The organism is Paractinoplanes aksuensis, assembly GCF_024137025.1.
GTDB lineage: Bacteria > Actinomycetota > Actinomycetes > Mycobacteriales > Micromonosporaceae > Actinoplanes > Actinoplanes aksuensis.
Genome location: NZ_JAMYJR010000002.1, coordinates 179,938 through 203,715, shown reverse-complemented (window position 1 = coordinate 203,715; position 23,778 = coordinate 179,938). Strand labels below are relative to the sequence as shown.

Below are 23,778 nucleotides of genomic sequence, written 5' to 3'. Positions count from 1 at the left end.
CAGCACCCCGCGTCGTGGCCGAGGCAACTGCCGCCCCTCGCGGACGGCGGGTGGTCGAGCACTTCCCAGCACCCCGCGTCGTGGCCGAGGCAAGTGCCGCCCCTCGCGGGTAATCGGGCCGCCTCCCAGGCACTCGGCGTCGTGACCGAGGCAACTGCCGCCCCTCGCGGACAGCCAGTGGTCGAGCACTTCCCAGCCGCTCGGCGTCGTGGATGAGGTAAGTGCCGCCCGTCGCGGTCGGCGGGTGGTCGAGCGTTCTCCAGGCGCGGGACTCTGCGCTCGCCCTTGTTGCCGCCGGTTGCGGTAATCGATGGTCGATTGGCCGGCCAGGCCTCGGCCTTCTGAGCGAGGCGGCGGCCGTCGCCATCCGCGGCTGGTTGGTGGTCGCGGTGAATCCAGTCGGTTCGGTGCGCCGTCGACGGCGTAGTTGACGCGGCTGTGGCCGGGCATGGTCGCGGCCGGGCGGGTGAGCTTGAGGGTGGTGGGCCGCGGTCGTCTTGGAAGTTTCGGTTCGGGGGCTGCGGGGTGGTGGGAGTCTTCGAGGAAGGCGCGGCAACTGGTCGCCTGAGACGTCGCTGGGCTGGTCAAGTGGATCAGAACCAGGCTGGGCGCGCGGATCGGGCTCGGGGGCAGGGCGCCGCTCGGGCTCAGGGCGCGGCGTCACGGAGACAGGGCGCGACTCAGGGACAGGACGCGACTCAGGGACCAGGTGCGAATCGGGGTTACTGCGCGGCTCGGGAGCGGAGCGCGGCTCGGGAGCGGAGCGCGGCTCGGGAGCGGAGCGCGGCTCGGGAGCGGAGCGCGGCTCGGGATTAGAGGCGCGGGCGGCACGTTGCTCGGCCTTGAGAATGTTGCGGGCGTCGGCTTCCCACTGGGTGCGGGGGTCTGGGATGGGCCAGCTGGGCCAGTCAGGTGAGTCGGGTTGGGCGTTGCGTTGGCGGCGTATGTAAGCGAGCTTGGCGGCGTGCCTTTGTTGGAGGCCCCATGCGCGGCGACGTTCGTGTTCGCGGCGGAAGTCTTCGCCTGAGGGAGAATAGTTTCTGGCTTTGGTCCGGTCCCGCATTGTGGCTAGCTCGGACGAGGTGAAAAGCTGCAATTGCCGCATGCATATATTCTCTCGCTTCCGCTCACGACACGCCCGGTCGGATAACTAGTCGATCATGCCAACTTCTTATTCTGACAGCAGCAACCGGGGCAATTTCTTTGGGCTTTCGCTAGACTTGCTTCAGCCACACCGGCATCCCTTCTAGGCCTGATCAACAGGGGCAGGCGTTTGCATTGAGGCGAATCTGGACAGCCATGATGATCGAGCTTATCAACGGAACGGACATGGCAGCACAGGGTAAAGACTCCGCCACTCGCGATGTTTAAAGCGGCTAACAGTTCACCTGCAATAACGGGCCAAATGCTGGTTTGAGCCTGCAAGGATCCGATGAAGGAAAATCGAATAGCAACATACAGAAAATAGCATGAACCATCGCTTTATCAGCCGCCGATAAACCGACAAAAATGAAGCGGCAGCACCCAGCCCAAGCACGACGCCGATCGCCTGGGAAGCCAACAGCCACCCACAATGCGACACCGGCGGCAGCCACCCCGACCGCGACGCCGATCGCCTGGAAAGCCACCCGGCCACCCCACCAATGCAACAGGCGGCAGCCACCCCGACCACCACCCCGATCGCCTGGAAAGCCACCCAGCCACCCAGCCACCCCACCAACGCAACAGGCAGCAACCACCCCGACCACCGACAGGAAAGCCAACAGCCACCCACAAAGAGGCACAGGCGGCAGCCACAAGCTGCCCGACCGCTGAGCGGGAAAGCCGCCCCACCCCCGCCTCCCATAGGATGAGCAGCGCGATGAGTGCCACATTGATAGCCCGTGACCTGGCCGCAGGCCACGGCGACCGCGTCCTCTTCTCCGGCCTCGACCTGGTGATTGCCCCGGGCGACGTCATAGGCCTGGTCGGCGTGAACGGCGCCGGTAAGACCACCCTCCTGCGCACCCTGGCCGGCCTTCTGCCCCTCGAGAGCGGCTCAGTCACCCTGAGTCCGCCGACCGCGAACGTCGGCTACCTCCCCCAGGAGCGCGAGCGCCGCGACGGCGAGACAGTCCGCGACTTCCTGGCCCGCCGCACCGGTGTCGGCCCGGCCCAGCAGGCCCTCGACCGGGCCACCGAAGCCCTCACCGAGGGCCGCCCCGGCGCCGACGACGAGTACTCCGTCGCCCTGGAGCGCTGGCTCGACCTCGGTGGCGCCGACCTCGAGGAGCGGGCCGAGCAGGTGACCGAGAACCTGGATCGCCCCATGACTGCCCTCTCCGGTGGCCAGGCAGCCCGCGCGGGCATGGCGTCACTCCTACTCAGCCGGTACGACATCTTCCTGCTCGATGAGCCGACGAACGACCTTGATCTCGATGGCCTCCAAGCGCTGGAGAAGTTCGTCAGCAGTCAGACCAAAGGGACGCTGCTGGTCAGCCACGACCGGGAGTTCCTCACCCGTACGGTGACCAAGGTTCTGGAGCTTGATCTGGCCCAGCAGCAGGTCAACCTGTACGGCGGCGGCTACGCCAGCTACCTCGAGGAGCGGGAGCGGGGCCGCCGGCACGCGCGGGAGCAGTTCGAGGAGTACGCCGACAAGAAGGACGAACTCCTCGAGCGGGCTCGGACGCAGCGGGCCTGGATGGACAAAGGGGTGCGGAACGCGCGCCGGAAGGCCCCGGACAACGACAAGATCGCCAAGCATCAGCGGGGCGAGACCAGTGAGAAGCAGGCGGCCAAGGCTCGGCAGACCGAGAAGATGATCGAGCGGCTGGAAGTCGTCGAGGAGCCGCGCAAGGAGTGGGAGCTGCGGATGGAGATCGCCGCCGCGCCGCGCTCGGGGTCGGTGGTGGCCACGCTGCGCGACGCCGTGGTGCAGCTCGGCGATTTCCGGCTGGGGCCGGTGACCCTGCAGATCGACTGGGCCGACCGGGTGGCGATCACGGGGGCCAATGGGTCCGGAAAGTCCACTTTACTGGCAGCGCTCCTGCAAAGAAGAGAACTCACGGAGGGCAGCTCGCACCTCGGCTCCGGCGTCGTCGTCGGGGAGATCGATCAGGCGCGGGGGCTCTTCCTGGGCGAGAAGTCCCTGATGGTGGCGTTCGGGGAGGCCGTGCCCGAGCTCAGTGACGCCGACGTGCGCACGCTGCTGGCCAAGTTCGGGCTGCGGGCGGCGCACGTGCCCCGCCCGGCCTCGAGTCTGTCGCCGGGTGAGCGGACGCGGGCCGCGCTGGCGCTGCTGCAGGCGCGGGGGGTGAACCTGCTGGTGCTGGACGAGCCGACCAACCACCTCGATCTGGCCGCGATCGAGCAGCTCGAATCGGCCCTGGCGTCGTACTCGGGAACGCTTCTGCTCGTCACCCACGACCGGCGGATGTTGGAGGCGGTCACGATCACCCGGCACCTGGAAGTGATGAACGGCAAAGTTTCGAGTTGAGCGGCCATCGACGCCAGGAACTACCGTTGTCCCATGCGTCTCGTCCCCCTCGCGTTGCTGACGACATTGAGCCTGCTCGGCGGGTGCTCGATCGTGGACGTTCAGCAGGACCGGCAGCCGAGCCGGGCCGGTGGCGACGTCGTCACGCCGGCGTTGAAGGACGTCGAGCGGTTCTGGTTGGCGAACTTCGGGTCGGTGGCCGACGGCGCCAAGTTCGTGCCGGTGCAGGGGGGCAAGTTCCCGTACTCCGAGAGTGATCCGCCGCCGGCCTGTGGCGGGCAGCAGTCGTCGTACGAGCCGAACGCGTTCTACTGCCCGCCGGACGACTTCATCGCCTGGGACGCGCAGCAGCTCATCCCGGAACTGCAAGAGACGTACGGCGAACTGCTTGTCGGTTTTGTCATGGCGCACGAGTACGGGCACGCCATCCAGGCCCGGATCGGCCCCGAGAACCAGCCGACAGTGGTGCTGGAACAGCAGGCCGACTGTTATGCCGGTGCGTGGCTGGCCGACGTGCTGGCCGGGAAGTCGTCGGCGTTCAAGAACGTCACCCCGGCCCAGCTCGACGACACCGTGGCCGGCATGTTGTCGCTGCGGGACCAGCCGGGCACGTCGGCTCAGGCCGAGGGCGCGCACGGCAACGCGTTCGACCGCATCCGGGCCTTGCAGGACGGGGTGGACGAGGGCGTGACCACCTGCGCCGGCTACCGGGCGCGGAACCTGCCGGTGACCGAGGTGCCGTTCACGACCCGCGAGGACGCGGAGAGCGGCGGCAACCTCGCCTACGACGAGGCGGTCAGCGCGCTGGCCGACGACGCCCAGAAGTACTGGCAGCGGACGTTCCCGCGGCTGGCCGGCCAGGACTGGGCCGACCTGCCGATCCAGCCGTTCCGGTCCGGGGAGCCGCCGGACTGCCCGCAGCCGGACGCGTCGGCCGAGGGCGCCGCGTTCTACTGCCCCGACGGCGACTTCGTGGCCTTCGACACCACCCGGCTGGGCCCGGCGCTGCACGAACGGATCGGCGACTTCGCGATCGGCATGCTGCTGGGCGACCTGTTCGCGCGGGCCGCGCAGACCCGCCGGGGCGAGCCCACCCGCACCGAGCAGGGCCAGCTCGTGGTCGACTGCCTGGCCGGCTCGTGGACCAACGACCTGCTGACCCGCGACTCCAAGGAGGGCCTGACCCTCTCCCCCGGCGACCTCGACGAGGCCGTGCAGGCGCTGCTGGCGTTCGGCCGCAACGCCGACGGCGACGGGCCGACCGCGTTCGACCGGATCGGCGCGTTCCGCGAGGGCACCCTGAAGGGTCTGCGGGCTTGCACCAACTGATCGTGGAGTTGCTGGCGTCGCCGCTGCACCGGTTCGAGGGGCGCCCGTCCGACGGTCCGGTCCCGGCCCCGCCCGGTGAGCTGGTCGATCACGTGCGGGTGCGGGCCGGGCTGGGCATCGTCGGCGACCGCTACTTCGGAAAACCGGCTCATCGGGACGCCAGTGTGACGGTCATCAGCCAGGAGTCGCTGCCGCCGGGGGTCGGCCTGGTCGCCGTACGCCGGAACGTCCTGATCGCGGGTGTGCCGGTCGACGATCTGATCGGCTCGGTGCTGACCCTCGACACGGGTGACGGGCCGGTGCGGCTGCAGGTCAACCGCAAGGCCCACCCGTGCGCGTGGATGGACGTGACCGTCGGGCCGGGCGCGTGGAAGGCGCTGCGCGGTAAGGGCGGCATCCGCTGCACCCCGCTCGACGACGGCATCCTGCGGGTCGGCCCGGTGCGGGTGACGGTCAGCTGACCGCGTCGACCAGCGCGGTCAGGGCCTCGGCGACCGCGTCGAGGCCGTCGTGCGGCGGGCCAGCGGGTTCGATCATGTACGTGTCCCGCCGGATCTCGATCATCACCGCGCTCACGGCCCGCTCCCGCCCGTAATAGCGCAGCGGCACGTAACAGCCCGCGAACGGCGTATTGACCGCGGTGGCGAACGAACCGAACGGCGCCAGCAGCTCGGGCGGGGTATGGAAATCGTCGGCCCCGAGACAGATCGGCGGGCGCGGCCCGTCCCCGTGCAACTCGTACGGCAGGGCCACGGCCGGATACGAATGGACGTCGATGATCACCGCTCGGCCCGTGGCTTCGAGGCGCTCGGCCACCAGGTCGGTCATGGCCTCGGCGTACGGATGGAAATGCTCCTCGATCAGGCCGGGCTCGACGGCCTCGCGCAATCGGCGGCCCGCGTACCCGTGCGTGTAAACCGCCCCCATCCCGGCCGCGAGCATCTCTTCCCGCTCGTCCGGAAAGCGCTCGGGATCGACCACCAGCCGCGACAACCCATTGACGAAAATCCACGGCTCTATCGATGAAGCCACCCGGTAGGCGATCTGATCGGTATGGGCGTCGGTCAGATGGTCGAGCTCGTCGGCCAGTTCCCCGTCGTCGAGCACAATCGATCCGCGGGCCGCGGCCGTCAGCTCACGCGACGCGTGCGGCACGTGCAGGATCACCGGTGAACGGGCGTCCCCCGGCCGCACGTCAAAAACCACCCGGCCAGGATAGATCGCGAATCCCGCTCAAAATAAACGGCGAGACCTTAGCGTGAAGCGATGGCGACGCTCACGCGCTACATCAGCAACATCCGGATCGGTATGCGCCTGGGTGGCGCGTTCACCGGCGTCTGCCTGTGCATGATCGTCGCGCTCGGGATCGGGCTCTGGGGGCAGAACAAGGCGTCCGACGCCTCCTCCCGGCTCGCCGCCGCAGCCGACCTGCGCGCCGACTCGCAGAACGCGATGTACCGCACGGCCGACCTCAACGGCTGGCAGAACGGGTACGCGTTCGACGTGCTGCGCGGCGTGGCCGGGGCCGCCGACGACACCGTCGGGCAGCGCAAGAGCTTCCTGGCCGCGGCCGACACGTTCCGGCAGGCGCTGGCCACCCTGCGGGGCGACCAGCTGGACGCCGACGGAGTCACGTACGTCAACGCCGCCGAGAGCGCGTTCACCGAGTACATGACGATCGACCAGCAGGTCGTCGAGTCGTACCGGGCCGGCACGGACAGCGCACGCGCACGAGGCAACAACCTGGTCGCCACCGCGGCCAACGAGCAGATGTCCAAGATCATCGCGGCCATCGAGACGCTGCTGGAATCGGCCACCAAGCAGGCCACGGCGGCCGAGGCCGAGGCCCAGTCGGCCGCGTCCACAGCCGCCACCTTCATGATCGTGGCCGGTCTGCTCGCGCTCGGCCTGGCCGCGCTGCTGGCCGTGCTGGTCACCCGCAGCATCACCGGCCCGCTGAGCCGGACCGTGGCCACGCTGCGCGAGGTGGCCGACAAGAACCTGACCGTGCGGGCCCCGGACAGCAGCTCCGACGAGCTCGGCATGATGGGCCGGGCGGTCAACAGCACGCTCGAGGTGCTGCTGAACGCGTTCGGCCGGATCGCCGACAACAGCCGGACGCTGTCCGGCGCCTCGCGCGAGCTGAGCACCGCCTCGGCCCGGATCGCCGACGCCGCGGCCAGCGCGTCCGGCCAGTCCGACCAGGTCGCCTCGTCGGCCGAGGAGGTGTCGCGCAGCGTGCAGACCGTGGCCGCCGGCACCGAGGAGATGAACGCGGCCATCCGCGAGATCTCGGGCAGCGCCAGCCAGGCCGCCGCCGTGGCCGCCAGCGGGGTCGACAGCGCCCGCCGGGCCGGCGAGACCATCGGCCAGCTGGGCCGGTCCAGCGCCGAGATCGGCGAGGTGGTCAAGCTGATCACCGCCATCGCCGAGCAGACCAACCTGCTCGCGCTCAACGCGACGATCGAGGCGGCCCGGGCCGGGGAGGCCGGCAAGGGCTTCGCCGTCGTCGCGAGCGAGGTCAAGGACCTGGCCCAGGAGACGGCCAAGGCGACCGACGACATCGCGGCCCGGGTCCAGGCCATCCAGCACGACACGACCGAGGCCGTGGCGGCCATCGACCAGATCAGCCACATCATCGAGGCCGTCAACGAGCACTCGACGACGATCGCCGCCGCCGTCGAGGAGCAGACCGCGACGACGGCCGAGATGAGCCGCAACATCGTCGAGGCGGCCACCGGGTCCGGGGACATCGCCAACAGCGTGACCGGCGTGGCCACGGCCGCGCAGGTCACCTCGGCCGGGGTCGACGAGGCCCAGCAGACCGCCCAGCGCCTCGAGGACATGTCCCGCGAGCTGCACGAGATCGTCGACCAGTTCCAGATCAGCGCCCGCCGCTGACGGGGAATCGGCGGGCCGCGGCCGGGGTTGGGCCAGGCGTGAAGAAGAAGATCGGGTTCCTGTCGTTCGGGCACTGGCGCAACGCGGCCGGGTCGCAGACACGCACCGCCGGCGACTCGCTGCTGCAGACCATCGAGCTGGCCGAGGCGGCCGAGGAGCTCGGCGTCGACGGCGCGTTCGTGCGGGTGCACCACTTCGAGCGCCAGCTGGCGTCGCCGTTCCCGCTGCTGGCCGCGATCGGCGCCCGCACCTCGCGGATCGAGATCGGCACCGGCGTGATCGACATGCGCTACGAGAACCCGCTCTACATGGCCGAGGAGGCGGCCGCGGCCGACCTGATCAGCGGCGGGCGCCTGCAGCTGGGCGTGAGCCGGGGATCGCCCGAGTCGGCGCTGCGGGGGTCCGAGGTGTTCGGCTACGTGCCGCCCGAGGGCGTCAGCGCGGCCGACCTGGCCCGGTCCAAGACCGAGATCTTCCTGGACGCGATCTCGGGCGCCGCCGTAGCGCAGACCGACCCGGCCCGTACGGGGGTCAGCGGCGGGCTGGCCGTCCAGCCTCAGGCCCCCGGGCTGCGCGAGCGGATCTGGTGGGGCGCCGGCACCCGGGCCACCGCTCAGTGGGCGGCGGGCATCGGCGTCAACCTGCAGAGTTCGACGCTGCTGACCGAGGACACGGGTGTGCCGTTCGACGAGCTGCAGGCCGAGCAGATCGAGTTGTACCGGTCGGCGTGGGCCGAGGCCGGCCACGACCGCGAGCCGCGGGTGTCGGTCTCGCGCAGCGTCCTGCCGATCACCGAGGAGATCGACCGGATCTACTTCGGCGGCCAGGAGAACGAGGACCAGGTGGGCCTGCTCGAGGGGGTCCGGTCGCGCTTCGGGCGTACGTACGCCGGGGAGCCGGACCGGATCGCGGCCGAGCTCGCGGCCGACGCCGCCGTCCGGGCGTCCGACACGATCCTGTTCACCGTCCCCAATCAGCTCGGCGTGGCCTACAACGCCCGCATCCTCGAGACGATCACGAAGCACATCGCCCCGGCCATCGGCTGGTCCCCGGCATAGTTTCGACGCAGCGCCATCGCATGATCACATGGCACTATGCCTGGCATGACCATGTCGGCACGGGCATGGCGGGCCGGGATCAGCATCGGCACCGCGCACACGGTGGCGATGCTGCGCGCGCCGGGCACGCTCCCCCGGCCGATCCTGGCCGCCGGGTCGCCGCTCACGCCGTCCTCGGCCGACCCGGTCTATCCCGGACACCGCGACCCGCTGCGGTCCGGTTCCCTGCTGCCGCAACACCTCGCCCGCATCGCCGCCGAGGTGCGCCGCGCGGCCGGATCGGAGCCGGTCGAGACGACAGTGGCCTGCCCGCCCGAGTGGCCGGACGAGCGGCGCGCGGCCCTGGCCGAGGCGGCGACCCGGGCCGGGCTCGACGGGGTGCAGGTGGTCGGCGAGACGGTGGCCGCGGCCGCGTATCTCGGTGACCGGCTGCCCGTCGGCGGGACGCTGCTGGTGGTCGACGCGGGCGCCAGCAGCTGCGACGCCGGGCTGGTGCGGCGCACAGCGGGCGGCTACGAGCAGCTCGCCTTCACGACGCTCGACGGCACCGGCGGCATCCGCTTCGACACCGACCTGGTCACGCTGGCCGGGGCGTGGATCGCCGAGCACGACCGCACGGTCTGGCACCGCCTCGACGACCCGCTGACCCCGGTCGACCGGGCGGCCCGGCTGCTGCTGTGGCAAGAGGTGCGGGCCTTGAAGGAGCGGCTCTCGGCCGAGGAGTCGGCGACGCTGACCGTGCCCCTGGCCGACATCGAGTACACGGTGTCCCGTACCGAATTCGAGGCTCTGGCCCGGCCCGTGCTGACCCGGGTCGTCGCCGCGGCGACCGCGCTCGGCCCGGCCACGGCCCTGCTGCTCATCGGCGGTGGCAGCCGGATCCCGCTGCTGCGCGCGCTGCTCGCGGAGGCCACCGGGCTCGCACCGGTCACCGTCCGCGAGCCCGAACTGGCGGTGGCCGAGGGCTGCGCTCTGCTGGTCCGGCCCGAGCCGCCCCTGCTCGACCAGGACGTGCAGTTCACCGTCTACCGGCCCGAGCGCCTGCCGCTCGACCGGTGGCAGTCGCTGCTGGTCTTCGCGCACAAGACCGACCCGGTGGTCGATCCGGTGGCCGGTCCGATCGACCCGGTGGCCGAGGTGCGCGCACGGGCGGCCCGGCACTTCGACGAAGATCAAGTTCCTTCCCGTACGGTCGACGCGCGCCAACCGCTGGCCCGGGGCACCGAGATCCGGGTCGTGCCCGACCTGCCCGGGATCGACTGCAACCCGCGCGAGGCCGTCCTCGAGTGGCACGAGCCGGTGCACGAGCTCGCCTTCCGGGTGCGGGCCACCGTGGCCTCGCCCGACATCGTGCGGGGCGCGGTGCGGGTCTGGTGCGGGCCGCTGGTGATCGCCGAGGTGTCGCTCGCGCTGGCCGTCACCGCAGGCGAGGCGGCCGTCGAGCGGCGGCCCGAGCCGATCCGCCGCTACCGCAAGATCTTCCCGTCGTACTCGAGCCGCGACCGGGCCGTCGTCGACGAGTTCGCGACCGTGGCCCGGGCCCTGGGCGACGACTACCTGCAGGACGTGGTGACCCTGCGCTCGGGTGAGCAGTGGCACCCGCGGCTGCTCGAACTGATCGCCGAGGCCGACGTGTTCCAGCTGTTCTGGTCGAGCAACTCGATGGTCTCGCCGCACTGCCGGGCCGAGTGGGAGTGCGCGCTGGGGCTGGCCCGTCCGTCGTTCGTCCGCCCGCTGTACTGGGAGGATCCATTGCCCGCGGCCCCGCACCTGGGCCTGCCCCCGGACGCGCTGCGACGGTTGCACTTCGCCCGGGTGACGCCGGCCGCGGCCCCGGCGGCCGCCGCCCCTCCGCTGTCCGCGCCCCGGTCGCCGGTGCCGTTCCCGCCGGCCTCGTCGGCGGGAACGTCGAGGACCTGCCTGCTGGTGCCCGGCGCGGCCCCGTTCACCCTGTCCGGGGAGCGCGCGGTGCTGATCGGCACGGCCGTCAACGCGGATCTGCGGCTCACCGACTCGTACGCCAGCCGGCGGCACGCCGAGATCGTCCCGTCCGGCGGCCAGTTCCGGGTGAACGACCTGGGCAGCACGAACGGCACCACCCTCAACGGCCGCCGGGTCACCGGCCCCGGACTGCTGCGGCCCGGCGACGTCATCGGCGTCGGCAAGACCCGGCTGACCTTCACGACCTCCGGAACTTGGAATCCACCCGGGTACGGACATGTCGTCGGGGGCGACGATGTCACTTCCAGCGGGGCCGGAGCCACGGCCGTTCTCGCCGCCGGGGCCGGCCTGGCGGTGGGCGGCATCGGGTGGTGGCTCCTCTCGCCGTACGCCGCAATGGTGGTGGGTCTGAGCGCGCTCGTCCTGGGTCTGGTGATGCTGGCGGTCGGCGTGATCCGGCTCGGGAGGGGATGAGAGCCGTCCGGCTAGTCCTTGCCGAAGTCGAACTCGAACGTGCCCGCCTCGACGCGGGCGATCAGCTCGGTGACGTCGGCCGCCTGACCGAACGTGGTGTCCCAGCCCTCGCTGACCAGGCCGGCCAGGCGCACCGGGGCGGGATCGCGGCGCAGGTCGAGCACCAACTGCTCGCGCGAGCCGTCGCCGCCGATGATGGCGATGCCCGGGTGGGCGGCCACGGAATCCTGCCAGGCCTGGTGGATCTCGAGCATCTCGCGCGGGGTGTGCAGCCAGACGTAGGCGCCGCTCCGGGCCAGCCACCCGCGGCGGAACCAGGACGGCGACTGCAGGTGCTCGCGCCACGCGGCCGGCAGCGGCGTCCCCAGGGCGGCCTCGGCCTCGGCGAACTCGTCGTCGCCGACCGGGCCGCGGTAGTCCGCCTCTTCGACGATGGCCCCGGTGATGTGCTTGTTGAACTCGTCCATCTCGTCGGCGGCGATGCGCAGCTCGGGCCCGCGCCCGTCGACGAAGGCCCGGTCGACCTGGAACCGCGTCACGTAACCGCCGCCCTGGCCACGGGCGATCTGCGTGGCCCGCTGCCGGTCGGGGACCGCCACGATCTCGGCGCCGACCGGCCACGCGCGCCAGCCCGACCCGGCGACCGCGTCGAGTTCGGCCTGCCCGGTGGTGTGCCAGAGCGTGACTGTGTTGTCGATACCGCCGAGCTTACTCCCGGACCGGGGGCGGGGCCCGGCGCGAAGCACACGAACGGTTAGATGGGGTGCGGACTCGCCAACCTTGGAGGTTTGCACATGCCGACGCCGTTCACTGTGGCCCGGGCCCAAGACGGTCTGCTGGCGCATTTCCCCGACATCGTCAAGCTGGCCGACGGCCGCCTGCTGGCCGGTTACCGCGAGGGCACCGCCCACGTCCGGTCGGACGGGCGGCTCACCCTGGTCGAGAGCGCCGACGACGGTAAGACCTGGTCGGAGCCGCGAGTGGTGGTCGACGGGCAGTGGGACGACCGCGACCCGAAGCTGGGGGTGCTGGCCGACGGCACCGTCCTGCTCAGCTACTTCGTCATCAACTGGAGCACGAACCCGCCGCTGCACTCGACGTACGGCACCTTCGTGCACCGCAGCACCGACGGCGGCCGCACCTGGAGCGACGCCATCGAGGTCGGCACGAACATGATCCACGAGAACGGCCGCTACCACCCGGCCGTGCCGACGTTCGCCTGCTCGCACGGCGCGGCCACCCAGCTGCCCAACGGCGACGTGCTGCTGCCGCTCTACGGCCGCCTGCCCGGCCGAAAGTGGATGCAGGCCACGGTCGTCCGCAGCACCGACGGCGGCCTCACCTGGCCCGCCGAGAGCGAGGTGCTGCTGGCCGAGGACGAGGCCGGCGGCATCCACTACCAGGAGCCGACGCTGACCCTGCTCGACGACGGCGAGCTGGTCGCGCTGATCCGCACCACCGACAACCGGGCCTACATCACCCGCTCGTCCGACAACGGTCACACGTGGACCGAGAAGCAGCCGACCGACATGCCGGCCCAGTCGCATCACGCGCTGGCCCTGAGCACGGGCGAGGTGCTGGTGACCTACGGCGACCTGTCCTCGCGCTGGGTCGAGCACCGCGAGACGGTGGGCCGGCTCGTCCGCGACCCCCGCAAGACCTGGGACGGGTACGGCGACGTCCAGCTGTACGACTCGGGCCACCCCGACCAGGCCAACCCGTCCAGTGTGGAACTCTCCCCGGGCCGGTTCCTGACCCTGGGCTTCGACGTCACCGAGGCCACGGTGATCGGCTTCTACTCGACGCCGGACGACTACCCGGCCTGACCCGCCCCGAGACACACGAAGCCGGTGCCCGCGGCCACGCCCGCCAGGGCCGCCGCGGGCGACCGGCCCGCCACCAGCGCCCGATGGAAGCCGACCATGACGTCCCGGGCCGCGTCGTCGGCGACCCGGGCCACGCTGGCCACGACGGTCGCGGTGCCGGCCGCGAGCAGGGCCGAGGCCAGGCCGAAGGTCTCGTCACCGGGCCGCACCTCGGACAGGCCGAGCTCACAGCTCGACAGCACGACCAGGCCCGGCGGCCGGGTCAGCCGCTGCAGGTCGTAGCCGAGCAGCGGGCCGCCGGCCAGGTCGAGCTCGGAGAACAACGCGTTCTCGGCCTCGTGCCGCCCGTGCGCGGCGATGTGAGCCGTGGGTGCACCATCGAGCGCGGCCAGCGCAGCGGCCGGCCCCGCGCGCCGCCCGGTCAAAACAGTCGATGCGCCGTACATACCGGATATCTCGGCTAACTCCGCAGGAGGAGCGTCTGCGCGCGGGCCGTTCCGCCCACCGATGTACGGCGGCCGGTGAGCCGCTGGCGAGCGCCGCGGCCAGTCCCGCGGCAGCCAGATCGCGCCCGTGGGCAGACGCGCCGGTCTGCAGGTCGAGGCAGCCGAAGCGGGCCCGGTGCCGTTGGAGGGTCGCCATGCCCGCGGCCAGCTCCCGGTCGGCCTGAGCGGGTCGGCCGGCCGCGCGGGCCAGTTCGGCCCGGGTGAGCCGCCGTAGCAGCCGCGTGTCCAGCCGATCGAGTCGTCGGCCGGGCGCTACCACGGGGATCCGCTCGCGCGCGGTCGCGACAATCACATCGCCTCGCGCGGCGACCAGCTCCGCGACCCGGGCATCCTCGTCCAGACCGAGCCGCCGTAGCGAGGCCGCCAGCCGCCGAGCCACCCGGACATCCGGCACCCCGGCCCGCAACACCAGCAACGAAGCCAGCGCCGCCCGCCGCCGATTCCCCCGCCGCACGAACAGCTCCCGGCACTCCCCCGCCCACTCGCCCGCCGCCCGCAATCGCCCCGCCAGCAACGCCGCCTCGGCCCGCACCTGCAGCGCATCGGCCACCGTGTGCTCCTGCCCCTGCGCGCGGGCCTGCTCCACCGCCCCCGCCAGCGACCGGTCAGCCTCGCGGAACAGCCCGGCCGCCACCAACGCCCGCGCCCGCTCCACAGCCAGCGCCGGCAACCGCCCCGGCGCCGTCCGCTCGTACGTCGACCGCGCCGCCGCGAACGCCCCGAGCGCCGACGGCAGATCCCCCGCCACCACGTCCAGATAACCGAGGTTCACCGTCAGCAGGGCGACCGCGAACTCCATCTCGGACGAGCGGGCCAGCCGCACCGCCTGGCCGAGGTCGGCCGGGCGGCCGCGACCCGCCCCGCGTCCAGGTGAACCAGGCTCCGGTTGTTGAGGGCCTTGATCCGGTCGAGCGGCTCGAGCGGCCCCGCGATGGCCCGGTCGAACTCGGGCAGCGCGCGGGCCGCCCGTCCGTTGCGGTGCAGCAGCACCGCCCGCTGCGCGTGCAGCACCGCCCGGGCCGGCGCCGGCAGCAGCGGTTCGGCCTCGTCGAGCAGGCGGAAGCCGAGGTCGACCCGGCCCCGTTCGCTCTCGGCCCAGGCCAGGGTGACCAGCACCCGGCCCCGTACGGGATCGGCCGTGACCAGCCGCAGCGCCGCCCGCAGCCGGCGCACCGCGAGGGCGGGCCGGCCGTCCTCGCTGGCCTGCACCCCGGCCGCGTAGAGGCGCCCGGCCCGGCCGTCGAGCGGCGTCACAGCACCAGCGATGGCGTCACCACCCTCGGGTCGCCGTGCACGAGCAGCTGGGCCAGCCCGTGCGGGACCTCGTCGATGACGAACCGGCCGGTCGCGTCGGCCGTCGCCGTGCGTACGGGAGCCGGTTCGGGCTGCCGCAGGTCGACCCGCAGGGCGGCGCCGGGGGCGAGCCAACCGTCGATGCGGACCAGGTTGTCGGGGCGTTCGACCACGGTGATCATCACCGAGCGGCTGTCGGCGTCGAACGTGATCGTGCGGGTGCGCTCGCCGGTGGACCGGGCGCCCGAGCCGGCCATACTCTGTTCGGCCAAGTGAGCCACTTCGGCCTCCAGCGAGCCGAGGGCGAGGGCGAACAGCACGCGCTCGTCGAGGTCGGGCGGGGGCGGGTCGAAGCCGGCGATCCGCTCGAGGATCTCGGCGTCGAGGGGGTCCATCAGGCGCCCCAGGCCGGGTCGGCCAGCAGCATCTCGCGCAGCTTGGCCAGGCATCGGCCGCGGGTCGGCCCGATGCTGCCGTGGGGCATCCCGTACGCCTCGGCGATGGCCGAGTAGTCGGGCCGGGTCACCTGGGCCACGATGCCGAGCAGGTCGCGGCAGCGTTGGGAGAGCCGGGCGAAGTGGGTCCACAGCACCCGGTCCCGCTCGTCGGTGAGCAGCCGCTGGTCCACCGGCGGGCCGGGGTCGGCCACGCCGTCGAGCGCGAGGGCGCCCGCGGGCCCGTCGCGCCGGGTGCGGTGCCGGCGCTGCCACGCCTCGCGGCGGGTGGCGGTGATGAGCCAGCCGGTGACGGCCCGGGGCGTACGGATCTCGTGCAGCCGGCGCAGTAGTTCGAGCCAGGACGTCTGCACCACGTCGGCCGCGTCCTCGGCGTTGAGGCCCTGCCCGCGGGCGACCCGCCACAGCACCGGGTTCAGTTCGCGCACGAGTTCCTGAAGCGACTCGCGGTCGCCGTCGCGGGCCCGTTCGAGCAGCGTCCCCAGGCGTACGTCAGACATGGCCGTGGTCGACCTGGGGCCGGGCCAGGTCGGCGGCGAAGTTGGCCGCCGCGAACGACGTGCCGCTCCACTTGACCCAGCGCCCGTCGGAGCCGTCGGCGGCCGTCCCGGGCAGGATGCCGAGGATGTCGACCCCGTCGCGGTAGCGGTTGACCCACGGGCCGAAGTTGCTGAAGTCGGCGTGGTAGCGGCCGAACCCGGCGCCGACCGCGATGACCGACCGGGACGAGGCCGGTCGCACCTCGTCGGCCTGGTGGTCGTTGCCGGCCGAGGCGACCAGCGGGATGCCGGCCGCGACGAACGGCTTCATCGCCGCCTCGACCTCGTCGAACGGGTCGGGGTCGTCCGGTTCGCGGCCGAACGCCATGCACACGACGTCGACCGGGCGGCCCGCCCCGGCGTAGGGCCCGGTCAGCCCGGCGTAGTCGGAGAGCCAGGTCAGCGCCTCGAGCACCCGCGACTCCTGCACCTTGCCCTGGTCGTTCATGACCCGCAGGGACAGGATGCGGGCGCTGGGCGCGGCGCCGCGGATCAGCCCGGCGATGAAGGTGGCGTGCCCGGCGTCGCGGCCCGGCCCCTGGCCCGGGGCGAAGGGGGTGAAGATCGGCGGGAACGGCCGGGGCCAGTCGAGCTCCTCGGCGGGCAGGACGAACGGGTCGTCGTCGTTGCCGACCCGGATCCACGGGTGGTGTTCGACGCCGGTGTCGAGCAGGGCGATCACCGGGCGGCGCAGGCCGTCGGGCAGCTTCTCCCACGGCGGCTGGACCGGCTTGTCCTTCTCGAGCATGGTGACCTCGGACCAGGTGAAGCCGTGGCCCCAGTGTTTGCCCATGAATCCGGTGCCACCGACGTAGTCGTGGTCGATCCGCACGTCGATTCCGGACGCGGTCAGCAGGTCACAGGCCTCGAGGGCCTGGCCCTTGTCGACGGTGACGATCTGCCGGGTGCCGGTGCTGCGGTCGTGCGCCGCGAGGGAAAGGCCGGCGCTGTTCAGGTCCTCGGCCGTGACGCCGGGACCGGCCGTCAGGGTGTCCGCACTCAGGTGGTCAGGGTCGAGCTTCGTGGCAACCATGTCAGGCTCCGGGAACGAGAGGTTGGGGTACCTGTGACGGGTGTTGGCGGAGCACGCAGATACCCATCGTTCCCACCCCGGGTGTCCAGCACAGTCAGTCGATCGGCTGGACGAGACCGCCTAAGCGTCCGGGAACACTTGCTCCACCATGGTCAGCAGAGTGGCGGCAAGCAGCCGGTGCACCTGGACCCGGGTGAGCACGCCGCGCTGCAGCCATTCGCGGGCGGTCGAGACGGCCAGGCCCACATAGGACCGGGCCATCGCGTGCGGCGCCGGGCCCGGCGCCGGGTGGCCGACGGCGTGCAACACGGCGTCGGCCGCGTCGTCGATGGCCTCGGCGATCACCCGGTCCACATCGGTGTCGCCGGCCATGCCGCCGGCGGTGATCGCGGCCAGCCACGAGCGGCTGTGCCGGGAGACGACGTCGAGGAACCAGTCGACGATGGCGTCGACCCGGCGCGGCAGGTCGCCCTCGGGCAGCCCGGTGATGGCCACCTCGGGCACGGTCAGCATGACCCGGATGACCTCGAGGTAGAGGTCTTTCTTGGTGCCGAAGTAGTGGTTGACCAGCCCGCGAGCCACCCCGGCGCCGCGTGCGACGTCGGTCGTGGAGACATCCGCGTAGCCGCGCTCGCCGAACAGCCGCACGGCCACCGACAGGATCTGCGCCCGCCGCGCGTCGGGTTCCAGCCGCCGGCGCGGTCCCGCCTGCACACTCACGGCGATGACCTTACGGCAAGTCGTTGTTGACACTGTGCCAACAAGCCGAAAAGGTAGGACCATGCCCACCCCAGGACTGGACGGGTACGCCCCGGCGTGGCTCGAGCCCGAGCACGAGGACCTCGCCGAACTGGCCCGCGGCTTCTTCAGCAAAGAGGTGCTGCCCCACGCGGCGCGCCACGAGCAGCAGGGACACCCCGACCGTGAGCACTACCGGGCGGCGGGCGAGCTGGGCCTGCTCGGTCTCAGTGTGCCCGAGGAGTACGGCGGCGGGGGCGGCGACTTCACCCACGAGGCGGTGCTGCTGCACGAGCAGATGGCCGTCGGCGAGGGCAGCCTCGGCCTGGCGGTGCACAGCGGCATCGTGACCGGCTACCTGGTCGCGTACGGGAACGAGGAGCAGAAACGGCGGTGGCTGCCCGGCCTGTGCTCGGGCGAGCTGGTCGGCGCCATCGGCATGACCGAACCCGGTGGCGGCTCCGACCTGCAAGAGATCAAGACCCGGGCCGTACGGGATGGGGACGACTACCTGGTCAGCGGCTCCAAGACGTTCATCACCAACGGCGGGCTGGCCGATCTGCTGATCCTGGCCGTCAAGACCGACCCGGGGCAGCGCGCGGCCGGCATCAGCCTGCTGGTCTGCGAGCTCGGCGACGACGTTCCCGGGTTCCGCCGCGGCCGCCTGCTCGACAAGATCGGGCTGCACTCGAACGACACCGCCGAGCTGTTCTTCGACGACTTCCGGGTGCCCGCGGCCAACCTGCTCGAGTCCGAAGGATCGGGCTTCCTCCAGATGATGCGCCAGCTGCCCCAGGAGCGTCTGGTCATCGGCGTGGGCGCGGTGGCGGCGATGCAGCGCGCGGTCGAGCTGGCCACGGCGTACGCGAAAGAACGAACCGCCTTCGGCAAGCCGTTGATCGGCCATCAGAACACCCGGATGGTGCTGGCCGACTGCGCGACCCGCACGCGGGTGTCGCGCGTGTTCCTCGACGACTGCATCACCCGGCACACCCGGGGCGAGCTCGACGTCGCGACCGCCGCCATGGCCAAGGCCTGGCTCACCGAGGGCCAGTGCGAGGTGGTCGACCGCTGCCTGCAGATCTTCGGCGGCTACGGGTACACCACGGAGTACCCGATCGCCCGCATGTACGCCGACGCCCGCGTGCAGAAGATCTACGGCGGCACGAACGAGATCATGAAGGAGCTGATCGCCCGTGCCCTCTGAAGCCTTTGTGTACGACGCCTTGCGCACCCCGCGAGGCCGGGGCAAACCGGACGGCGCGCTGCACGGCGTGAAGCCGATCTCACTGGTCACCGGTCTGCTCGACGCGTTGCGGGCCCGCCAGCCCCAACTCGACCCGGCCCGCGTCGACGACCTGGTGCTCGGCATCGTGACCCCGGTCGGCGAGCAGGGCGGCGACCTCTCGCGCGCCGCCGCGCTGCTGGCCGGCCTGCCCGACACGGTGGCCGGCGTGCAGCTCGACCGGTTCTGCGGCTCCGGCCTCGAGGCGGTCAACCAGGCCGCGGCCCGCATCCGCTCGGGCTGGGAACACCTGATCGTGGCCGGCGGCGTCGAGTCGATGTCGCGCAACCCGATGGGCTCCGACGGCGGCGCCTGGTTCCTCGACCCCGAGACCGCGTTGGCCACCGACTTCGTCCCGCAGGGGATCAGCGCCGACCTGATCGCCACGCTCGAGGGCTTCACCCGCGAGGACGTCGACACGTACGCCGTGCAGTCGCAGGACAGGGCGGCCAAGGCCCAGGCCGGCGGTCACTTCGCCCGCTCGGTCGTGCCCGTGCGCGACGCCAACGGCCTCGACATCCTCGTGGCCGACGAGCATCCCCGGCCCGGCACCACGGTCGAGGGCCTGGGCCGGCTGCGGGCGTCGTTCGCGCGTACCGAGTTCTTCGACGCCGTCGCCCTGCGCAAGTTCCCGCAGCTGGAGAGGCTCGACCACGTCCACCACGCGGGCAACTCGTCGGGCATCGTCGACGGGGCCGGCCTGGTGCTGATCGGCAGCGCCGAGGCGGGCGAGCAGCTCGGCCTGACCCCGCGGGCCCGCATCGCCGGGGCCGCGGTCACCGGGGCCGACCCGACGCTGATGCTCACCGGGCCCGCCCCGGCCACCCTCAAGGCGCTGGCCGTAGCCGGTCTGACCCCGGCCGACATCGACCTGTACGAGATCAACGAGGCCTTCGCCGCGGTGGTCCTCAAATACGTCCGCGACCTCCATCTCGATCCGGAGCGGGTCAACGTCAACGGCGGCGCGATCGCCCTCGGGCACCCGCTCGGCGCGACCGGGGCCATGCTGCTCGGCACCGCGCTCGACGAACTGGAACGGCGCGACCAGCGCCGGGCCGTGGTCACCCTGTGCATCGGCGGCGGCATGGGCGTCGCGACCGTCCTCGAGAGGCTCTGATGATCAAGTACGAGCGCGACGGCGGCGGGGTCGTCACCCTCACCCTGGACGACCCCGGCCAGTCGGCCAACACGATGAACGCCACCTACGTGGCCGCCATGACCGCGGCCGTCGACCGTCTCGAGGCCGAGCGCGAGCAGGTCACCGGCGTGATCGTGACCAGCGCCAAGAAGACCTTCTTCGCCGGCGGCGACCTGCCCACGATGGCCCGCGCGACCAAAGAGGACGCTCCGGCGCTGTTCGAGCTGCTGAGCACGATCAAACGCGACTTCCGGCGGCTCGAGACGTACGGGCGGCCGGTCGTGGCCGCCATCAACGGGGCCGCGCTCGGTGGCGGGCTCGAGGTGGCGCTGGCCTGCCACCACCGCATCGCACTCGACGCGCCGGGCACCCGGCTCGGCTTCCCCGAGGTCACGCTGGGGCTGCTGCCGGGGGCGGGCGGCGTCACCCGGACGGTCCGGATGCTCGGCCTGGCCCCGGCCCTGACGGTGTGGCTGCTCAGCGGCCGGCGTCTGCGCCCGGCCGAGGCCCGCGACCACGGCCTGGTCGACGAGATCGTGTCCACCCCGGCCGCGCTGATCCAGCGGGCCCGGGCCTGGATCGTGGCCAACCCGTCGGCAGCCCAGCCGTGGGACCGCGAGGGCTACCGGATGCCCGGCGGCACCCCCTCCTCCCCCCAGCTGGCCGCGCAATTGCCCGCGTTCCCGGCCACCCTGCGCCAGCAGCTCAAGGGCGCCTCGCTGCCCGCGCCCGAGAAGATCCTGGCCACCGCGGTCGAGGGGGCCCAGGTCGACTTCGCGACGGCCCAGGTCATCGAGACCCGCAACCTGATCACGCTGCTCACCGGCCGGATCGCCAAGAACCTGATCGGCGCGCTGTTCTTCGACATGCGCGCGGTCAACGGCGGCCTGGCCCGGCCCGAGGCCGAGGTGGCCCCGGCCCGCAAGGTCGCGGTGCTGGGCGCGGGCATGATGGGCGCCGGCATCGCCCTGGCCTGCGCCAAGGCCGGTCTCGAGGTCGTCGTCAAGGACGTCACCGGTGAACTGGCAGCGCGGGCCGCCCAGCACGAGCGGATCACCACGACGGCCGACGTGGCCGATCTGGCCGGCTGCGACGTGGTGATCGAGGCCGTGTTCGAGGACCCGGCGCTCAAGCAGGCCGTGTTCGCCGAGGTCGCACCGGTGCTCGCGCCCGGCGCCCTGCTGGCCTCGAACACGTCGACCCTGCCCATCACCGGGCTGGCCACCGGCGTCGAGCGTCCGGAGTCGTTCGTCGGCATGCACTTCTTCTCGCCGGTGGGCAAGATGCCGCTGCTCGAGATCGTGGTCGGCGAGCGGACCGGCGACGAGGCGGTGGCCCGCGCGTTCGACCTGGGCCGGCGGATCGGCAAGACACCGATCGTGGTCAACGACGGCCGCGGCTTCTTCACCAGCCGGGTCATCGGCACGTTCATCGACGAGGCGATCGGCATGCTGGCCGAGGGCGTGCCGGCCGCGGCGATCGAGCACGCGGCGCTGCAGGCCGGCTATCCGACCGGGCCGCTGGCCCTGGCCGACGAGGTCAGCCTGTCGCTGGTGCAGCGGATCCGCCGCCAGACCGCGGCCGCCACCGGGCCGGCCTTCGTGGCGACACCCTCGCACGGACTGGTCGACGCGATGGTCGACGAGCACGACCGGCCGGGCCGGGCGGCCGGGCGCGGCTTCTATGTGTACGAGGACGGAAAGCGCACCACGCTCTGGCCGGAGCTGGCGGCGCTGGTGACCGCCGAGGGCCGGGCCGTCCCGTTCCCCGACCTCAAGGACAGGTTCCTGTTCGCCGAGGCGGTCGACGCGCGCCGCTGCCTCGACGAGGGGGTGTTGCGCACGGCCGAGGACGGCAACGTCGGCTCGATCCTCGGCATCGGCTACCCGGCCTGGACGGGCGGAGTGCTGCGCTTCGCCGAGCAGCACGCCGACTTCCGCGGGCGGGCCCTGGCCCTCGCGGCCCGCTACGGCTCCCGCTTCGAGCCCGCATGACGGCCCTGCACGGCGTACGGGTCGTCGAGCTGGCCGGTCTGGCCCCGGGCCCGTTCGGCTGCATGATCCTGGCCGACCTGGGGGCCGACGTCGTCCGCGTCGACCGGCCGGACGGGCCGCTGCTGCCCGAGGGCCCGCTCGACCGGGGCCGGCGCACGGTCGCGCTCGACCTGAAGACCGAGGCCGGCCGGACCGACCTGCTGCGGCTCGTCACCCGGGCCGACGTGCTGGTCGAGGGCTACCGCCCCGGCGTGGCCGAACGCCTCGGCTTCGGCCCGGCCGAGTGCGAGAAGCTCAACCCGGGGCTCGTGTACGCGCGGATGACCGGCTGGGGGCAGGCCGGGCCGCTGGCCGAGCGGGCCGGGCACGACATCGACTACATCGCCGTGGCCGGGGCCCTCGAGCCGCTGGGCCGGGCCGGTCAGCGGCCGCACGCCCCGATCAACCTGCTGGGCGACTTCGCCGGCGGCGGGATGCTGCTGGCCGTCGGGGTGCTGGCCGCGCTGGTGGAACGGTCCCGGTCCGGGCTGGGCCAGGTCGTCGACGCGGCCATGGTCGACGGGTCGGCCCTGCTGACCACGTTCCTGCACGGCATGATCGGTGGCGGCTCGTGGCCGGGCGGGCGTGGGGCCAACCTGCTCGACGGCGGGGCGCCGTTCTACGACACGTACGAGACGGCCGACGGCGCCTTCGTGGCCGTGGGCGCCATCGAGCCCCCGTTCTACCAGGCGTTACTGGCCGGCCTCGGCCTCGACGACGAAGTTCTTCCCGACCAGTACGACCGGTCGGGCTGGCCGGAGCTGCGCGCCCGCTTCACGTCACGCTTCGCCTCCCGCTCCCGCGACGAGTGGACGCGGGTGTTCGCCGAAGCGGACGCGTGTGTCGCCCCCGTGCTCACCCCGGCCGAGGCGCCGGCCCATCCGCACAACCGGGCCCGGCGTACGTTCGTCGACGTCGACGGGGTGACGCAGCCCGCCCCGGCCCCGCGCCTCAGCCGTACGCCGGCTTCCGAACCGCAACCACCTACGGCCGCGACCGTGGCCGAAGTCCTCGAAGACTGGGGTGCCTAGATCCCGGCCAGAATGTCGGCCAGCGTCTTGGGCTCGCTCAGCATCGGCCAGTGGCCGGTCACGAGCGGGATGATCTCGGCCTCGGACAGGGCGGCGAAGAACGGGTGGCCGGCCGCCATCATCTCGCGGATCCGGTCGAGCGGGAACGTGCTGGCGACGAGCACGGTCGGCAGGTCGGCCGAGGTGGCGCGGGCGCCGAGCGGCCGGCGGACGGACGCGAGCGGGTGACCTGTGCTCCGCGTACGCAAAAGGTCGAGAGCGGTCTCGTCCAGGCCGGCCAGCAGCACCGGGTCGGCGGCCGCGTCCCACGGCCGGGGCGGCACGGCGTCGCCTTCGTACTCCGTCGTGTCCTCGGCCAGGTCGAGCTGCGACATGCCCTCGGGCAGCGGGCCGCTGTCGACGTAGACGACGGCGCGGATCCGGTCGCGCAGCCGCAGCGCCGCCGCGCTGACCGGCATCCCGCCGTAGCTGTGCCCGACGAGCACGATGTCGCGCAGGTCCTCGGCCTCGGCCAGCTGCACGATGTCCTCGATGTGCGTGTCGAGGTCGACCTCCGGGCCGAGCAGGTGCGACCGGTCGGCGACGCCGGTGAGGGTCAGCGGGTACACGTCGTGGCCGCCCGCCCGCAGCTCCGAGGTGACCTGCCGCCACGCCCACGCGCCGATCCACATGCCAGGTACCAGGATGTATGTGCTCATGAGACGAGCCTAGGAGCAATAC

21 protein-coding genes are annotated in these 23,778 nt (G+C 72.3%); 11 read left to right on the top strand and 10 right to left on the bottom strand.

Annotated elements, in window-relative coordinates; translation table 11 throughout:
- Nucleotides 1–1,376: 1,376 nt before the first annotated feature.
- On the bottom strand, nt 1,377–1,628 hold the full coding sequence (locus M1L60_RS02895) for a hypothetical protein (RefSeq protein WP_253235677.1): 252 nt from the start codon (nt 1,626–1,628) through the stop codon (nt 1,377–1,379).
- A 233-nt stretch (nt 1,629–1,861) separates the two neighbouring features.
- Here M1L60_RS02895 and M1L60_RS02890 point away from each other — a divergent pair, with 233 nt between their 5' ends.
- The 3 genes from M1L60_RS02890 to M1L60_RS02880 are packed head-to-tail and all read left to right on the top strand — an operon-like array spanning nt 1,862 to nt 5,268.
- Nucleotides 1,862–3,478: an ABC-F family ATP-binding cassette domain-containing protein gene (locus tag M1L60_RS02890; RefSeq protein WP_253235676.1), complete on the top strand. Its 1,617-nt coding sequence runs from the start codon at nt 1,862–1,864 to the stop codon at nt 3,476–3,478.
- Nucleotides 3,479–3,511: 33 nt separating this feature from the next.
- Entirely contained in the window at nt 3,512–4,807 is a 1,296-nt protein-coding gene (locus M1L60_RS02885; RefSeq protein ID WP_253235675.1) for a neutral zinc metallopeptidase, read from the top strand.
- A complete protein-coding gene (locus M1L60_RS02880; protein ID WP_253235950.1) occupies nt 4,807–5,268 on the top strand; it encodes a molybdenum cofactor biosysynthesis protein in 462 nt (153 codons plus the stop codon). The genes M1L60_RS02885 and M1L60_RS02880 overlap by 1 nt, the downstream gene beginning before the upstream one ends.
- Here M1L60_RS02880 and M1L60_RS02875 read toward each other — a convergent pair.
- Nucleotides 5,261–6,013 (bottom strand): N-formylglutamate amidohydrolase, encoded by a 753-nt coding sequence (locus M1L60_RS02875; RefSeq protein WP_253235674.1) that lies wholly within the window; start codon nt 6,011–6,013, stop codon nt 5,261–5,263. The two genes, M1L60_RS02880 and M1L60_RS02875, sit on opposite strands and share 8 nt — an antisense overlap.
- Before the next feature lie 60 nt (nt 6,014–6,073).
- Between M1L60_RS02875 and M1L60_RS02870 the strand changes: the two genes are divergently transcribed.
- From M1L60_RS02870 to M1L60_RS02860, 3 genes are read left to right on the top strand one after another with little or no spacing between them, the layout of a single operon-like run.
- Entirely contained in the window at nt 6,074–7,708 is a 1,635-nt protein-coding gene (locus M1L60_RS02870) for a methyl-accepting chemotaxis protein (protein ID WP_253235673.1), read from the top strand.
- 38 nt (nt 7,709–7,746) lie between these two features.
- Nucleotides 7,747–8,766, top strand: a complete 1,020-nt coding sequence (locus M1L60_RS02865; RefSeq protein ID WP_253235672.1) for an LLM class flavin-dependent oxidoreductase — start codon at nt 7,747–7,749, stop codon at nt 8,764–8,766.
- A 45-nt stretch (nt 8,767–8,811) separates the two neighbouring features.
- A complete protein-coding gene (locus tag M1L60_RS02860) occupies nt 8,812–11,181 on the top strand; it encodes an Hsp70 family protein (RefSeq protein WP_253235671.1) in 2,370 nt (789 codons plus the stop codon).
- Nucleotides 11,182–11,192: 11 nt separating this feature from the next.
- Here the strand turns inward: M1L60_RS02860 and M1L60_RS02855 are convergent, their stop codons facing one another.
- The gene (locus M1L60_RS02855; RefSeq protein WP_253235670.1) at nt 11,193–11,927 is read right to left on the bottom strand and encodes an SMI1/KNR4 family protein; all 735 of its coding nucleotides are present in this window, start codon (nt 11,925–11,927) and stop codon (nt 11,193–11,195) included.
- Nucleotides 11,928–11,975: 48 nt separating this feature from the next.
- Between M1L60_RS02855 and M1L60_RS02850 the strand changes: the two genes are divergently transcribed.
- The gene (locus tag M1L60_RS02850) at nt 11,976–13,007 is read left to right on the top strand and encodes a sialidase family protein (RefSeq protein ID WP_253235669.1); all 1,032 of its coding nucleotides are present in this window, start codon (nt 11,976–11,978) and stop codon (nt 13,005–13,007) included.
- On the opposite strand, the gene M1L60_RS02845 is transcribed toward M1L60_RS02850, so the two are convergent.
- From M1L60_RS02845 to M1L60_RS02820, 6 genes are all read right to left on the bottom strand, one after another.
- Nucleotides 12,995–13,516, bottom strand: a complete 522-nt coding sequence (locus M1L60_RS02845) for a CHAT domain-containing protein (protein WP_308208421.1) — start codon at nt 13,514–13,516, stop codon at nt 12,995–12,997. The genes M1L60_RS02850 and M1L60_RS02845 overlap by 13 nt on opposite strands.
- 771 nt (nt 13,517–14,287) lie before the next feature.
- Nucleotides 14,288–14,767 (bottom strand): tetratricopeptide repeat protein, encoded by a 480-nt coding sequence (locus tag M1L60_RS02840; protein WP_253235667.1) that lies wholly within the window; start codon nt 14,765–14,767, stop codon nt 14,288–14,290.
- Nucleotides 14,764–15,201 carry a hypothetical protein gene (locus tag M1L60_RS02835; RefSeq protein ID WP_253235666.1) on the bottom strand — a complete coding sequence of 146 codons (438 nt, stop codon included), beginning with the start codon at nt 15,199–15,201 and terminating at the stop codon, nt 14,764–14,766. The genes M1L60_RS02840 and M1L60_RS02835 overlap by 4 nt, the downstream gene beginning before the upstream one ends.
- Complete coding sequence (locus M1L60_RS02830; RefSeq protein ID WP_253235665.1) at nt 15,201–15,761, bottom strand: RNA polymerase sigma factor; 561 nt, start codon at nt 15,759–15,761, stop codon at nt 15,201–15,203. The genes M1L60_RS02835 and M1L60_RS02830 overlap by 1 nt, the downstream gene beginning before the upstream one ends.
- On the bottom strand, nt 15,754–16,833 hold the full coding sequence (locus M1L60_RS02825; RefSeq protein ID WP_253235664.1) for a S8 family peptidase: 1,080 nt from the start codon (nt 16,831–16,833) through the stop codon (nt 15,754–15,756). The genes M1L60_RS02830 and M1L60_RS02825 overlap by 8 nt, the downstream gene beginning before the upstream one ends.
- Nucleotides 16,834–16,953: 120 nt before the next feature.
- Nucleotides 16,954–17,553, bottom strand: a complete 600-nt coding sequence (locus M1L60_RS02820; RefSeq protein ID WP_253235663.1) for a TetR/AcrR family transcriptional regulator — start codon at nt 17,551–17,553, stop codon at nt 16,954–16,956.
- Nucleotides 17,554–17,614: 61 nt separating this feature from the next.
- On the opposite strand from M1L60_RS02820, the gene M1L60_RS02815 reads away from it, so the two are divergent.
- From M1L60_RS02815 to M1L60_RS02800, 4 genes are read left to right on the top strand one after another with little or no spacing between them, the layout of a single operon-like run.
- Nucleotides 17,615–18,778: an acyl-CoA dehydrogenase family protein gene (locus tag M1L60_RS02815; protein WP_253235662.1), complete on the top strand. Its 1,164-nt coding sequence runs from the start codon at nt 17,615–17,617 to the stop codon at nt 18,776–18,778.
- Nucleotides 18,768–19,973, top strand: coding sequence for an acetyl-CoA C-acetyltransferase (locus M1L60_RS02810; protein ID WP_253235661.1), 1,206 nt, complete (start codon nt 18,768–18,770; stop codon nt 19,971–19,973). The genes M1L60_RS02815 and M1L60_RS02810 overlap by 11 nt, the downstream gene beginning before the upstream one ends.
- On the top strand, nt 19,973–21,988 hold the full coding sequence (locus M1L60_RS02805) for a 3-hydroxyacyl-CoA dehydrogenase NAD-binding domain-containing protein (RefSeq protein ID WP_253235660.1): 2,016 nt from the start codon (nt 19,973–19,975) through the stop codon (nt 21,986–21,988). The genes M1L60_RS02810 and M1L60_RS02805 overlap by 1 nt, the downstream gene beginning before the upstream one ends.
- Entirely contained in the window at nt 21,985–23,058 is a 1,074-nt protein-coding gene (locus M1L60_RS02800) for a CaiB/BaiF CoA transferase family protein (RefSeq protein ID WP_253235659.1), read from the top strand. The genes M1L60_RS02805 and M1L60_RS02800 overlap by 4 nt, the downstream gene beginning before the upstream one ends.
- Here the strand turns inward: M1L60_RS02800 and M1L60_RS02795 are convergent.
- Nucleotides 23,055–23,756, bottom strand: a complete 702-nt coding sequence (locus tag M1L60_RS02795; RefSeq protein WP_253235658.1) for an alpha/beta fold hydrolase — start codon at nt 23,754–23,756, stop codon at nt 23,055–23,057. The two genes, M1L60_RS02800 and M1L60_RS02795, sit on opposite strands and share 4 nt — an antisense overlap.
- Between the last annotated feature and the right edge of the window lie 22 nt (nt 23,757–23,778).